Genomic DNA, 13,702 nt, shown 5'->3' with positions numbered 1-13,702 from the left:
ATACCGCGCCGGCGCGAAGCGCGCCGGGGTGTGATGGCCGGTGGAAGAGGGGAAGAGGGTGAAGGTCAGCCGTTGCGTCGGGGGTCGGCGCTACGCGGGCGGGCGACGGGCTCGTTCCGGTTCGCGGGTCGGGAACTGTCCGACGAGCCGCGAGGCGGCCGGGTGCCGGTGGTTGCGGGCACGTCGGTGATGGGCTCGGTCGCGTGAGTCCGCGCTGCGCGGCGCGCGATGCCGCGGATTTCCCGTGCCCGTCCGGGGACGGCGGGCGGGAGGGGTTGGGTGAGCACGGTGAACGGCTGGGCTTGCTCGCCGCCCAGCACCAGGCGCACGGCGGCGTGATAGACGCCGAGGTGGGCGAGGTCGTGGTCGGACAGTCGCGGTGCGGTGTGGCGGGACAGTTCGCGCGAGTCCTCGGGGCCGGCGTTGAAGAAGATCTTCGACCGGGCGTTGGTCGACATGCCCTCTCGCAGTTCGCGGGGGAGCTGGCCGAGGTGCTGGTGGGCCAGAGTCATGCTGACGCGGAACCCTCGGGCCTCGGCGAGCATGTCCTCGATCGGGTAGGGCAGGTTGAGGAAGTTGTGGCACTCGTCGATGACCAGGCTCGCGTCCCGGCGTTGCCGCTGCGGGGTGCGGGCCCGCCCGGTGGTGGCCTGCCAGGTCCGGGCGACCACCAGTGATCCGACCAGCCGTGTGGTCTCCTCGCCCAGTGAGCCTTTGGGGATGCGCACCAGGCAGATCCCGCCGTCGAGGATTCGACCCATGTCCACCGTGGAGTGTCCGCCTGCGATCGCGTCGCGGACGAACGGCCGCAACAGGAATGCCCTGAGCTTGTTCATTAGCGGGCTGATAACCTGGGAGCGGGAGGAGTCGGTGAGTTCCTCGTACCAGGACCAGAATCCGCGCAGCACGGGGTCGGTGATCCCGGCGGTGACCCGGCTGCGGAACGCCTCGTCGGCCAGCAGCTTGGGCAGGTCCGCCAAGGTGGCGACGCCTTCCTGGCTGCGCAGGGTGAGGCAGGCGGCGCGCATGACGTCGTCGGTGCGCGGTCCCCAGAACGCCGAGTAGACCCGCCGGAACACCGACACGATGTTGTCCACGGTCAGGTCGGTCTCGCCGCCGTCCAGGGGGTTGAGGCACGGCGGCCGGACCTTGCTGTCGGCATCGAAGATCACGACTCGATCAGCTGCCGAGCGCGGCAAGCGGGACAGGACGTCGGTGACGAGGTCGCCTTTGGGATCGATGAGCACGATCCCGCGCCCGGCCTCGGCGTCGGCCAGGATCATGTTCCCGAGCAGGGTCGACTTGCCGGAGCCGGTCGCGCCGATGACGTGCAGGTGGTGGCGGGCGTCGGGGACGCGCAGGGCGACGGGGCGCTGGTGGCCGGTGTCGGTGACCCCGATCGGCTTGGCCTCGGGTCCCGGCGTGACGATGCCCGGCGGGGGCGCGATGGCGCGGGCTCCGGCGCGTTGGATGCCGGGGATGGCCTCGTCGGTGGGCAGGTGCGCGATCGCGGCCAGCTCGGGCACCGAGAGCAGGTCGCCCCGTCCCAGACGACGGGAGGCGATCACCTGACCGGGGCGGCGGACGCGGTGGCGGGTGTAGTGGTTGTGCTCGGTGTAGGAGGCGAAGCTCGCGGCCAACGCGTGCGCACGGCCTCGGGCGACATCCCGCACCCGGCGGATCTCACCCTCGTCGGCGTCGACGGGCAGAAGGGTCGCCACGGCGTAGCGGACGACCGTCTCGAACTGGCTGCCGCGTTGCTTGCCCACGATCGCTCGGTTCTGCGCCGCGTACTCCAGCGAGGTCTGCGGATCGCTGTGCAGTGCCCCGGTCGTCGTCCTCGCCGCAGCCGTACGCCGGGAGCGGCTGTCGGTGCCGGGGGTGATCGCGTCGAGCAGGCGGCCGACCAGGCGGGTCGAGCAGCCGGTGTGGACTTGCCGGGCGGCGCGGCGCGCCTTCTGGACGCGGCGGCCGGTGACCGGGCGGGCCAGCACCTGCACGCAGGCGTACTCCTCGCGGCCGAGCTCGACCGGTGCGCCGATCAGGGCGCGGATCGGGTCGGCGTCGAAGTCGCTGCGGATCGGCAACGCCTCGGGGCGCGCCAGCCGCAGCTCTCCGCCCACCACCAGCCGCCGTTGCCCCTCACCGGGTGCCGGCAGCGGTGGTTCGGCCGGGCCGACACGGGTGTGCGCGCCGGGCCAGGCCGCCTCCACGGCGCGTTCGACCAAGCCGGGCGGGATGACACCGGGCACCCACCACCGGATCGCCACCCCGGCCTCGGAGAACAGGTACTCGCACGCCACGTGCGGCTGGCCGGTGAACGCCCGCCACCACCCGGGCCGCAGCAGCCCGACCAGGTTCGACCACAACGCGGCCCCGCCCGCGGGATCCACCGTGGGCGGGGCGAGCACCGTGACCTGACGGGCGTCGGCCAGCAGCAGCTCGTGACAGCGCCGTGCCCACCACCGCCGGCCGAGCACGATCCCGGTGACCAGCACCGCGAGGACGGGGACCGCGACCGGGCACCAGTCCAGGGCAAGGTCCCGCAGCCGATCCAGGAGCGTGAGTAGTGCACCGCCGGGGTCGCGCAGGTAGTCCTCCAGCCACCCGGCGGCGACAGGGGCCGTCGAGTGCGTGGGCGCGCTGGCGAGGAGCGGTGTCGTCGGTGGTTGGTCGAGGGCAGGCGGTACCCACGTCGGTGTTCGGGAGGCCATGGACGAATCCCTTCACGGGAGAGGTGCGGCGGAAGTGGTGGTGCGCGCGGCTCAGGCGGCGTCGAGATGGACCTGGTCGAAGTCGGTGTCGGAGCCGAACTCGTCTCCGTCGAAGCCCAGGTCGACGAACGCGGCCTCGCCTTCGTCGACCGGCCCGCCGGTGTCGCTTGTGTCGTTGTAGGCGGCGAGTTCGGCCGGGTTGCTGGTGACCAGGTAGTGCTCGGTCGGCGAGGCGATGCTCTGGAACGCCACCCGCTGCGTCCCGGCCGACAGCAGGCCCTGTCCGCGGTCGGCGGAGAGCAGGAACGCGCGCTCCCCGGCGGAGAGGTCGAAGGTCCGGGTGATCTCGTCGATGGCCTGCGACGCCTGCCGCAGCAGGATCTGGGTCGCCGCGTTCGCCACGACCGCCTTGCCCAGGTCGCTGCCGAGCACGTCGGCGGTGTCCTGGGTCGCCACCGTCAACCCGGCCCAGTGCTTGCGACTGGCTTTGGCCATCCGGAACAGGAACTCGGCGCCGGAGGGCTGCTTCATCAGCAGCCACGCCTCGTCGACCACGACCAGGCGCGGGCGGCGGATGGCCGGGTTGGACACCCGCCGCCAGACCGCGTCCAGGGTGAGCAGGGTGCCGATGCCCTTGAGCTTGTCGGGCAGGTCGCGCAGGCTGAACACCACCAGGTGCCCTTCGGGGTTGACGCTGCTGGGCCCGTCGAACAGGGAAGAGAACGCGCCCTCGACGAACGGGTGCAACCGGGCGGCCAGCTCGCCCGCGGCCCGGTCACCGGCCTGCCCGGCACCGGCAAGCTGGTCGCGCAAGGCCCGTAGCGTCGGTGACGGGCGGGTCCAGGTGCGCGCGTCGGCGGTGATCCCGACGCTCTGGTACGTCTCGGCGATCGCCCGGTCCAACGCCGCCCGCTCCGTCGGCTCCAGTGCTCCACCGACGAGGACGGCGATGACGGTGTGCAGGAACAGCGACCGGCGTACGAGCGCGTCCTTCGGGGCGGTGCGGCGGCCGTCGGCACGGGTGTGGATCGGCAGGTCGAAGGGGTTGAGGCGGACGCCTCGCGCGCCGAGGTGGACGTAGGTGCCGCCGACCGCGGCGGCCAGGCGGGCGTACTCGTCCTCGGGGTCGACGACGGCGATCTCGATGCCCCGGTACAGCGATCGCAGCAGTTCCAGCTTCACCAGGTAGGACTTGCCCGCGCCGGATCGGCCGAGGATCACGCTGTTGTGGTTGTGCATCCCGTCGCCGAACCGGTCCCAGTGCACCAGCCCTTGGGAGCCGACGTTGTAGCCGTAGAGCACCCCGGAGGGTGCCGCGACCGAGGTGGGGTCGGCGGCGGGCAGGTCCGGGCTGGTGAACGGGAACGCCGCCGCCAACGCCGAGGTGTCGAACGTGCGGCGCATCCCGATCAGATCCAGGCCCATCGGCAGGGTCGACACCCAGCCCTGCAACGACCGGTAGGTGGTGTGCTTCGCGTCCAGCAGCAGCGAGGCGCACAGCGATCGCAGCGCGGCCACCTCGTCGGCCAGCGCCTTCTGCGAGGTGGCGTGGACGGTCAGGTACAGCCCGACCCGGAACAGCTTGCCCTCGCCGCGGGCCACCCTGGAGGACAGGTCGTAGGCGTCCTCGGTGGCGGCCTCGACGTGCGGGTCGAACAGGCGGCCGTGCTCGGCGGTGTGCCGCCGCCCGGCCTCCAGCCTCGCCAGCTGCCTGCGCAGGCGTGAGGCGGCGGTGGCCGGGTCGATCGGCTCGACGTGCAGCGACACGTCCAGCCGGCCGGGGTAGGTCAGCAACGGTGCCAGCCAGCCCGGATGTACCTCGCGCGGGAAACCGACCACCGCGAAGGACGCCACCCATTCACCGCCGACCTCCACGTGCCGCGCGGCGACCGACAGCGCGTCGGGAGTGAACGCGGCCGCCGCGGAGAACGCCGCCGTCGGGGCGACCCGGCTGTGGTCGCGTCGGGTACGGGAGACCATCAGGACCATCCCCTCTCGTCCTCGTGGCCCCAGCCGTCGACGTCGTCGATGGGGTCCGAGCCGGGCGTGGTGATGACCTCGTCCGCCCCGGCCAGCCCGGCGGACGGCGGCAGCAGGCTGTCGGGGTTGCACGCCGAGGCCAGCACCGCCGTCACTTGCCCGGCATCCAGCGGGGTGACCACGATCCCGGCCGAGGCGAGCAGGTCGATCGCCTCACCGAGGCGGCGCACCAGGCGCGACTCCGCCGCCCGCCACACCCCGGCAGCGGCCTCGCCTCCCGTTCGCTTGCGGCGCATGCCCGCCATCGCACCGAGTACCGCCAGCGAACCGGGGCTGCCCGAACCGTCGGTCGGGACGGTGCCGTCGAGCGGTTCGCGCAGCACGAGCAGCACCTGGCGGCGCAGCAGGTCGGACTGTCGGCCGAGCTGGACGAGGTAGTCGGCGTGCTCGACTGCGGCAGCCTCCAGCGCGGGGTGGGGCAGCCCGCCCGCGCGGTCGCGCAGCTCGGCGATCTGGGCGGTCAGGTCGAGCCGTTCGGTGCGCACCAGCACCTGCACGGGGGCGGTCAGCGAGTGCAGGTAGCGGCCGAACGCGGCGACCAGCGCCTCCTGCTCGTTCTGGGTCCGCAGCGCGAAGTTCACCGTCGAGGCGACCGCGACCACCGCCAACCCGTCACCGCCCAGGTCCACCACGCCGGTCTCGGTGACCGCTTCGGCCGGCAGCCGCAGCGCCGCAGGGGAGACCTGGCCGGGTCGCTCGACGCGGCCCTTGCCTTTGCCGCCGGTGGTTTGTTCCGCGGTCGGAGTGAGCCACGCGGGTGCCGGTCGCACGCCCTCCGGGGCGGCGACGCGGTGGCGCGGGGCGAGGCGCTGTCGGATGGCGGCGAGCAGCAGCGTGTCCAGCGGCATCCCGTCACGCTTGCCCATCGCGAGCATCGCCACCGCCGCGCCGACCGGGACGGCGAAGGCCGCGAACACCGGGATCGGCAGGAACGCGCGGGTGGCCGCCCAGATCAGGTAGAGCACCGTCGCGGTGGCGGCGAGGACGGCCAGTTGGCGTGCGGTCAGCGGGCCGAGCACGCGGTCGTGCATGTCGACATCGGCCGGGATACGGACGGGGTGACTCACCGCTGCTCACCTCCCGGACGCGCCGGCCGCCCAGGGCGTGCGGGAGGGACCGGGGGAACACCACTTCGCGCCGGCGGACCACCGGATGGTGGCGGTGGCGTGGCGGGCGGACCCGGTGCCCGGAACAGCACGGGCGCGGGGGTGTGGGTCCTGGTGCGTCGGCCATGTGCACCGGGCGGTGGCGGCGAGGCCGGTCGGAACACCGGTGCCTCGGCGCGTCCGGCCGCCCGGACCGGTGCGACGGCAGCCTCGTCGGTGGGAGGGCGGAACCGTAGCTCGGGTGGAACGGGCGCGGCGCGCGTCGGGGGTGGCGCGGACCGGGGACGGTAGTCCTCTTCCGGTGTGCGGAACACGGGTGCCGCTGCGGTGCCGATCGGTGGCTGGACGGGTTCCGACGAGTCGTCGGTGGCGGGGGAGGCGGCGCGGAACACGGGTGTGGTGGTGCTGCCCGCAGGGTGCCAGCCGGCCAGGTCGTGCGTCGGTGTCTGGGGTGAGGGCTGGAGGAACCGCAGGTGCTGTTGACCGGACACTGTGCGCCGCCGCGCGACTTCCCGGGCGTGGTGGGTGTGCAGGCGACGTCCGATCGCCTCGGGGCTGAACACGCCGCCGATGCCGCCCCACTCCCGCACCTGCGCGGGCCACACCGGGTCACGCCCTCGCGGCGCGCGGGCACCGAGTCCCGCACCGCCTGCTGCGGATGGGGCGCGGGCGCCTGCCCCTCGACCGCCGAGCAGGCCCATCGCCTTGCCGAAGACGAACGCGCGTGCCATCCCGACAACGAATGACCGGCGTCCGCCGCCGACCTGGACCTGTCGCAGCACCCAGCCCGGTATCTTCACCAGGATCCACACCAGCGCGATCAGGACGACCAGGTTGACCAGCCCGTCGGCGGTGGGTGCGCCGAAGAAGTGGAAACCGCCGGGTTGCAGGAACACCTTCAGCGCGCAGATCAGCGTGAGGCTCTGGCCGACCTGGATGCCCAGCACCCCGGCCCCGGCACGCCAGAACCAGTAGGCCAGTCCTTCGGTCTGGGGCAGGCCGTGGCACATCAACGGCAGCGGAGCCCCGGCCAGCAGGATCACCGTGAGCGCGACCCGGACGATGTAGCCAACCAGCAGCGCGACCAGCAGGACGGTGAGCGCCACCGACAGTGCCCCGGCGAACAGCCCGCCGGTGACCAGCGAGTTGGCCACGAGGCTGACGAACAGCTCGGTGACCGCCTTGCCCGAGGTCTGCGGATCGAGCCCGTCACCGAGCACGGCCATGGTCGCGGCGTTGGCCAGGCGGATGGCGTGATCGCCCACGATCAGGCTGAGGTTGGCGGCCAGGAACCCGACCACGAGGCGTGGCGCGATCTCGCGGACCGAGTAGCGGGCCTGCACGGTCTCGTGCCCCATCAGCACGATTCCGGCCAGCATGACCAGCAGCGAGTAGACCGCCACCACGAACAGCCGTGACTGCTCCCAGATCTCTCCGACACGGGGCAGGTCGGCCAGTGTCGGCGTGGACAGCAGGCTGCTGCCCACCCAGCTCAACAAGACGTTCAGCGACTCGCCGACCAGCAGGTGCAGAAGTCCCGCGATGCCCTCTCCGATGCAGGCGCCTGGGTTGAGAATCCCGCAGTCGGACTCCGCCGGGGGCGCCGGTGCGGTGACCGTCGGCGTGCCGACGGGTTGCGCCGAGGTCGTCGGTGCGGGAAGGCACTGCGGCGGCGAAGGCCGGTCCGGCGGGGGAGTGAGGCACGGGTTCGGCGGCGCTGTCGTGGACGGCACCGTCGTTGGCGGCGATGCCGTCGACGAGCCCGTCATGCTCGGCGAAGAACAAGGCACAGGGAACGGCCCCGGGCCGGCACACGGATCGGCGGGCTGGGCGGATGCCGACAGCACGGAGCAGGCCAGCGCCGTGACCACACCGGCGAGCACCACCCACCCAGTGAGCACCACCCCCACGGTGCGATGTCGCCATCGGCCCGCCCGCCCGGCGGTGGCGGCGCCGATTGGTGGCGATGCAGGCTCGGGTTCGGATGAGGGCGCGTTCTGCTGGTGCTGGTGCTGGTGCGGCGCGGTGGGTGCGGTGGCCATGGTCAGGCCCCCACGATTCCCTGGAGCACGGTGACGACCAGCGGGGCGAGCGCGGCTAGGCCGTAACCGATCCCGGCCGACTTGAACGCCTGCTTGGCCTTCTCCTGCTCACCCGGGTCACCGGCGCCGAACACCCGACGTACGCCACCCACTGTGAGGAACACCGTCGCCAGCCCGGCGAGGATGCCCATCAACCAGTTGCGGATGTTGTTGAGGACCTCGTCCACGGTGCCTGCGATCGCGAGCACCACGGTGTCCGCCTGGGCGACCGCCTCCGGGGTGAGCAGCACCAGTAGAACCATCGTGGTGAGCACGGGCACGCGACGAAATGCGCGCCCCCGCACCGCAGGAGAGGTCGGAGGGATCGCGGTTCGCCGGCCGCGCGGGTCGGGACCGGGGCAGGTGGTTGGACGGATGTGAGAGCTGGTTCCGTGGTGGCCCGGTGCGGGGCTGTCAACGTGTCGGTTGTCGACGTGGTTAGGAAGGAGGGGGGTATTGGTCAGGCGCATCGCGACGCTCCGGGAGTCGAACTCGACGGCCGCTGCGGCGGCTCGGGTGAGGAGGTGGTGGGCGCGGGGGAGGCCGAGCTCCTCCCGCGCCCGTGAACTCCGGAAAATCCGTCCTGCGGGGACATGCGATCCCGCGATTTCCGCGGCGTGCGCTTCCGCAAGGCCGTTACGGTGCGCGACGAACCGGCGGTGCCGGTCGTGCGCCGGGCGGCGGTGGTGATGACCGCCGAGTCGACCGCCCGGGTCGCCGGATCGTCCTGGCCCGCGCCGGCGTGCGCGGTGTCGGCGGTGTCGTCGATTAGGTAGGCGACGAGGCGGTGCTCGGCACGCCGGCGCGCCTTCTTCACCGCCTGGTAGGACAGGTCGCGTACCGCCGCGGCGTCGACCAGGGACACGCCCTCCAGACGGGTGGAACCGATGAGTTCGGCCTCGACCGCGGTGATGGCGCCCTCGGCGACCGCGCGCGCCAGGACGAAGTCCGGGTGCCCCCACGGGGGCGGCGGCATGATCGAGCGGAACCCCGGACTGAACGGCACCGGCCGGTCGAGCGCCTCGCGCACGGCCGCGTGGCCGGCGCGGTAGGCCGCCCACCGCAACCGCAACATGATGCGCGGCCGACGCAGGTCCACCACTGCGAGTTCGGCGACGAACCCGGCGAGCACGGCGGCGTGAATGTCACGGGGATCGCCGGCGAACTTCGCCGAGAGCGTGGCGACGATGGAGATCAGCGCGGGCAACGCGACACCGACCGCACCGACGGTCCAGGTGCCGCCCTCGGTACGGGCGAGCAGGACCACATGCGCCCACACCGCGTCCCGCAGCGCCTGCGGGCAACGGCGGTTCAGCAGCCGGTCGCGCAACTCGTCCAGCGGCACCCGCCGCGCCGGCAGGCCGGGGAACAACCGGCCGTCGACACCCACCGGGTGCGGGCCGACGACCAACCACTCGAACGCCGACCGGACGGCGTCCAACGGCATGTCACCACGCTCGAAACCCGAACGCGGAACAATGTCATACGAAGTCATGGAACAGCTCCCGAAACGAGTCGGAACAACGACTCGCCCAGGACGCCACAGCGGGTAGTACCAAACACTTACCGAACTGGTACCGGACTAGTACCGCAAAAGTACCGGCGATCCTCCGCCGGGCGCGTCCCCGATCATCCGCGGATCCACCTCCACGGTGAGAATGATCATCGACTTTGCGTCGCCAAGATCGTCAACAGCGCGGCGGTAATGCCCCTCCAGCTGCACTTCGTCGCGCCCGGTGCTGGTCCGGTACCAGTCCGGTCATAGCGGTGTCCCGCAGACAGCGGCGCGGAAGCGACGAGCCGGGCCTGCGACGCCTTCTTGTCGAAAAACCGCCGCCACCGTTCCGCGTGAAAACCCTTCCCGGCGTGCGCGAAGACAGGCGTTAGCCGTCGCCGGTTCCAACACGGCTGTGCAGTCATTCGGCAAAGTGGCTCACCTCATGTCCCCGGAGGGCCTGTATTTCGGAGTTCTCGGGTGTCGTCGGCGTCCTGCACCGACAGGGCGCACCAGCCTCCGCGATGCGAGGGGATCCCGTGACCCGATCCGAGCATTCCGACAGCCGCCCATCCCGACGGCGCACCAACGCCAGTTCGCCCCGCCCCGGCGGGCGGCGGGGCGAGGACCGGCGCCCCTGGCCGACCGCCCCGACCACCACCCGCGTCAGCCCCGCCAAACCCATCGGCGACACCACCCGTTCCCGGTCGCGGGGCTCGGCCTCAACACCCACCCCGGCCACCGTCTGGACCGCCGCACACCCGATCGACCTCGACGCCACGTGGCCTGCGGCACTCGTTGAGCGGATCGTCACCTCGTTCAGCCACCCCGCCGCACAGGTCGTCCTGCTCACCTGGCCCACCACCGACGAACAACCACCGGGAACCGTCCTGGCGGGGATCGACGGCGTCATCGACCACGCGCCGGGCACCGACCCGAACCCCGAGCTCGCCGACGCCGTGCGCACGATCGAACACCTCGACCGGGCCGTGCGCGTCGAGCACGTCCCGACCGCCCCGACCGTGACCGACCCGACCTCCCGCCCCTTCCGCGCCGACTTCGCCAACGGCACAGGCCCGGCTTCCGCGACCACCTCGACGACGCCGGTGTTCGCCATCGAAGCCACCGCGCGGCACGACCGGTCGACGACCACGGGCAGCGCCGACCTGGTCATCACCAGCCTGCCCCCGCACCATCCCGGCGTCCGTGCGGCAGACCTCGTCGCACCGGCGGCGACCAGCCTGTTGCGAGCAGGCGGCATCCTCGCAGTGCTCACCCACTGTGACTGGACGAGCGGTGAGCTGACCGATCCGACCGGCACCGTGGTGACCGCCGGACAGAACGCCGACCTGCTCTACCTCCAGCACATCGTCGCCGTCCACGCACCCGTCCGAGACGGCCGCCTCCACCTCACCGAGACGGCACGCGACCAGGGCTGCGACGGCACGTCGGACCACTCCGACACCAACGACGCACAAGGCCGTGCGCGGCACCGCGCGCTGGTACGCGGGCTGCCCGCACCCCATCGGCGCATCCACTCCGACGTCCTCGTCTTCGCCCAACCCCACGACCACCGACCTCCCACGGACGTCCCCGTGCGGAAGGAAGACATCCGATGAGCGCGCCGCGCACGTCCGACTCCCACCGACTCCGTCCGCACCGCCAGGAAGGCATACCCGTGACGCGCCATCACACCACCCGGACCTCCGCCGACACCGACGCGAACGCCTCGACCGGTACTACCGACGCGATCGACGACGAGCCCACCCGGCACGTCCCGCGCACGCCCACCGACGCACTCGACGCACCGCCCACCGCCGTGGACGACCCTGCGGACACGACCCCGGGCGACGGCCCGCGCGGCGACAGGTCCGAGCCGCCCGCGGTCTCGGTGTGGACCACCGCGCAGAACGACGCGAAGACCCAGCGCAAGAACACCTACGTCCCGGAGTCGACCGCGCACCCGGCCAAGATGCTGCCCGAGGTCGTCCGGCACGCCGTCACCCACTACACCCGACCCGGCGAACTGGTGCTCGACCCGATGTGCGGCGTCGGCACCACCCTCGTCGAAGCCGTCCGCCTCGGCCGCCGCGCCGTCGGCGTCGAGTACGAACCCCACTGGGTCGACGTCGCCTACGCCAACCTCGATCTCGCACGGCAACACGGCATCGACCACGACGCCCAGGTGTTCCACGGCGACGCCCGACAGCTCGTGACGCTGTTGCCGGACGAGTACGTAGGACAGGCGGCGCTGGTGGTGACCTCACCGCCCTACGGGGCGTCGACCCACGGACAGGTGTCGGTCGCGCCGGGCGCCGGGGTGCAGAAGTACCACCACCGCTACGGCAACACCCTCGACCGCGGCAACCTCCCCAACATCGGCCACCACCGACTGCTGGCCGGGTTCACCCGCATCCTCACCGCCCTGCGCACCTTCCTGCGCCCCGGCGGGCACATCGCCGTCACCATCCGCCCCTGGCGCGAACACGCCGAACTGATCGACCTGCCCTCCCAAATCCTCGCCTGCGGACGCGCCGCCGGACTGATCCCGGTCGAGCGCAACGTCGCGCTGCTCGCCCGCGCCGCCGCCACCGACCTGGTCGCCCGCGGCAGCTTCTTCCAGCGCGACTTCATCCGCAAGCAGCGCGAGGCCGGTCTGCCCCTGCACCTGATCGCCCACGAGGACGTCCTCGTCTTCCGCACCGCCCTGCACAAGAACGCAGGCGGGTCCTCGGCAGGTGTGACCAACCTCGGACCGTTCCGTTCGACGCGGTCCGCCGGCCACGTCGGTGACAGTCCCGTGCAGCGAGGCCGGGCAGCATGACCCGGCACAGTTCACCCCGCTCACCCCGTGCGCGGGCGGCACGTCCGCTCGCTCTTGCCTCGGCCCCGGCGATGACACCGGGGCCGGGACGAGGGACGGCAAGCGTCGAGTCCGGTCCGGTCGTGGGATCACTGTGCACCGGATACGGCGGCCTGGACCTCGGCGTGCTGACAGCACTGGGCGGCGGCCGCATCGCCTGGGTCGCCGACCCCGACCCGCACATCACACAGATCCTCGCCGTCCGGATGCCGGACGTTCCCAACCTCGGCGACCTGCGGTACATCGACTGGCGTGTGGTCGAGCCGATCGACGTACTCGTCGCCGGGTTCCCGTGCCAGGACATCTCCGCGGCCGGGAAACGCGTGGGAATCGAGAAGGGAACGCGCAGTGGACTCTGGACCGACATCGTGGCGGGCCTTCGCCTACTACGACCAGCGCTCGTCGTCGTGGAGAACGTCGCCGCGCTTCGCTGGCGCGGGGGAGGACTCCACCGCGTACTCGGCGACCTGGCCGAAGCGGGGTACGACGCGACATGGCGTAGCGTCCGCGCCTCCGACGTCGGAGCGGCCCACCGCCGCGAGCGGGTGTTCCTGCTCGCCTGGCTCCGCGTGCCCCACTCCGGTCGCGGAGACGGCGACCGTGCACGACGACTCGTCGAACAGTGCCGCAGTCGCGAGCGGACAGGGTGGCCCGACGCCGCCGGACGAGCTTCGGTTGTTGCCGACCCCGCGGGCCTCCGACACCGGAACGGCGGGCCGCGCGGCCGGTCGAGGGTTTCGTCCGCCGCTGTCGCAGCAGGTGCTTCCACTGGTGGCACCGGAGGCCTTGCTTCCCACGCCGCGCGCCACCGACGGCACGAAGGGATGCCCCGCTCAACGAGGCTCCAAGGGCGATCTGATGCTGCCATCGGCGGTCATGCGGCTGCGCACCCCGACCCAAGCCCACGCAGGAGATGCCACCTCGTAGCGGTGTCCGGCCCGGTCGACACGCCGACCGCTCGGCCGGCGTCCGAGCCGGTCGACTGGGGTGTCTACGAGGCGGCGATCCGCCGCTGGGAAACCGTGCTCGGCCGCCCGGCACCGCACCCGACCCAGCACGGCAACCACCGACGCCCGGTGCTCGCGCCCGCCTTCGTCGAACACCTCATGGGCCTACCGCGCGGGTGGGTCACCGACCTCCCGCTGCCCCGCACGGCGCAGCTGCGGGCGCTGGGCAACGGCGTGGTTCCCCAGCAAGCCGCCCACGCGGTGTCGCTGCTGCTCGACGACCTCGCCGAATGAGCTTCCCCCGGTAGCCCGGTGGCTTTCCAGGCATGGTCCGATAGGGCCTGAAGGGAGTCGTCCGTGGCTGAGCTTCCCCCGATAACCCGAGGCGGTTGTTACCTGGATGCGGTCGGTGCCGCCGGGATGGTAGCTGGCCGGGCCTGAGCGGTGTGCCAGGCG

9 protein-coding genes are annotated in these 13,702 nt (G+C 72.2%); 3 read left to right on the top strand and 6 right to left on the bottom strand.

The window, feature by feature from the left end:
* Positions 1 to 65: 65 nt before the first annotated feature.
* The 6 genes from ACFXGA_RS25805 to ACFXGA_RS25780 all read right to left on the bottom strand — a co-directional run bounded on the left by ACFXGA_RS25805 (position 66) and on the right by ACFXGA_RS25780 (position 9,286).
* Positions 66 to 2,714 (bottom strand): type IV secretory system conjugative DNA transfer family protein, encoded by a 2,649-nt coding sequence (locus ACFXGA_RS25805; RefSeq protein ID WP_378091949.1) that lies wholly within the window; start codon positions 2,712 to 2,714, stop codon positions 66 to 68.
* Positions 2,715 to 2,765: 51 nt separating this feature from the next.
* On the bottom strand, positions 2,766 to 4,694 hold the full coding sequence (locus ACFXGA_RS25800) for a VirB4 family type IV secretion system protein (RefSeq protein WP_378091993.1): 1,929 nt from the start codon (positions 4,692 to 4,694) through the stop codon (positions 2,766 to 2,768).
* On the bottom strand, positions 4,694 to 5,821 hold the full coding sequence (locus ACFXGA_RS25795) for a PrgI family protein (protein ID WP_378091947.1): 1,128 nt from the start codon (positions 5,819 to 5,821) through the stop codon (positions 4,694 to 4,696). The genes ACFXGA_RS25800 and ACFXGA_RS25795 overlap by 1 nt, the downstream gene beginning before the upstream one ends.
* On the bottom strand, positions 5,818 to 7,902 hold the full coding sequence (locus ACFXGA_RS25790; RefSeq protein WP_378091945.1) for a hypothetical protein: 2,085 nt from the start codon (positions 7,900 to 7,902) through the stop codon (positions 5,818 to 5,820). Before ACFXGA_RS25790 ends, ACFXGA_RS25795 begins: the two co-directional genes overlap by 4 nt.
* A 2-nt stretch (positions 7,903 to 7,904) precedes the next feature.
* Complete coding sequence (locus ACFXGA_RS25785) at positions 7,905 to 8,204, bottom strand: pilin (protein WP_378091991.1); 300 nt, start codon at positions 8,202 to 8,204, stop codon at positions 7,905 to 7,907.
* A gap of 197 nt (positions 8,205 to 8,401) precedes the next feature.
* Positions 8,402 to 9,286, bottom strand: coding sequence for a hypothetical protein (locus ACFXGA_RS25780; protein ID WP_378091943.1), 885 nt, complete (start codon positions 9,284 to 9,286; stop codon positions 8,402 to 8,404).
* A 689-nt stretch (positions 9,287 to 9,975) separates the two neighbouring features.
* On the opposite strand from ACFXGA_RS25780, the gene ACFXGA_RS25775 reads away from it, so the two are divergent.
* The 3 genes from ACFXGA_RS25775 (at position 9,976) to ACFXGA_RS25765 (ending at position 13,540) form a co-directional block, all read left to right on the top strand.
* A complete protein-coding gene (locus ACFXGA_RS25775) occupies positions 9,976 to 11,055 on the top strand; it encodes a hypothetical protein (RefSeq protein WP_378091941.1) in 1,080 nt (359 codons plus the stop codon).
* A gap of 59 nt (positions 11,056 to 11,114) precedes the next feature.
* The gene (locus ACFXGA_RS25770; RefSeq protein WP_378091939.1) at positions 11,115 to 12,260 is read left to right on the top strand and encodes a TRM11 family SAM-dependent methyltransferase; all 1,146 of its coding nucleotides are present in this window, start codon (positions 11,115 to 11,117) and stop codon (positions 12,258 to 12,260) included.
* Between the two features lie 164 nt (positions 12,261 to 12,424).
* Complete coding sequence (locus ACFXGA_RS25765; RefSeq protein WP_378091937.1) at positions 12,425 to 13,540, top strand: DNA cytosine methyltransferase; 1,116 nt, start codon at positions 12,425 to 12,427, stop codon at positions 13,538 to 13,540.
* Positions 13,541 to 13,702: the final 162 nt, after the last annotated feature.

This window comes from Actinosynnema sp. NPDC059335 (genome assembly GCF_042752395.1).
Taxonomy (GTDB): Bacteria; Actinomycetota; Actinomycetes; order Mycobacteriales; family Pseudonocardiaceae; genus Actinosynnema.
This window is presented reverse-complemented; position numbering and strand designations above follow the sequence as displayed.

Excerpts from the sequence above, each read along its gene's own strand:
- ACFXGA_RS25790 (WP_378091945.1), bottom strand. The coding sequence starts at position 7,902 with ATGGCCACCGCACCCACCGCGCCGCACCAGCACCAGCACCAGCAGAAC.
- ACFXGA_RS25800 (WP_378091993.1), bottom strand. The coding sequence starts at position 4,694 with ATGGTCTCCCGTACCCGACGCGACCACAGCCGGGTCGCCCCGACGGCG.
- ACFXGA_RS25785 (WP_378091991.1), bottom strand. The coding sequence starts at position 8,204 with ATGGTTCTACTGGTGCTGCTCACCCCGGAGGCGGTCGCCCAGGCGGAC.
- ACFXGA_RS25805 (WP_378091949.1), bottom strand. The coding sequence starts at position 2,714 with ATGGCCTCCCGAACACCGACGTGGGTACCGCCTGCCCTCGACCAACCA.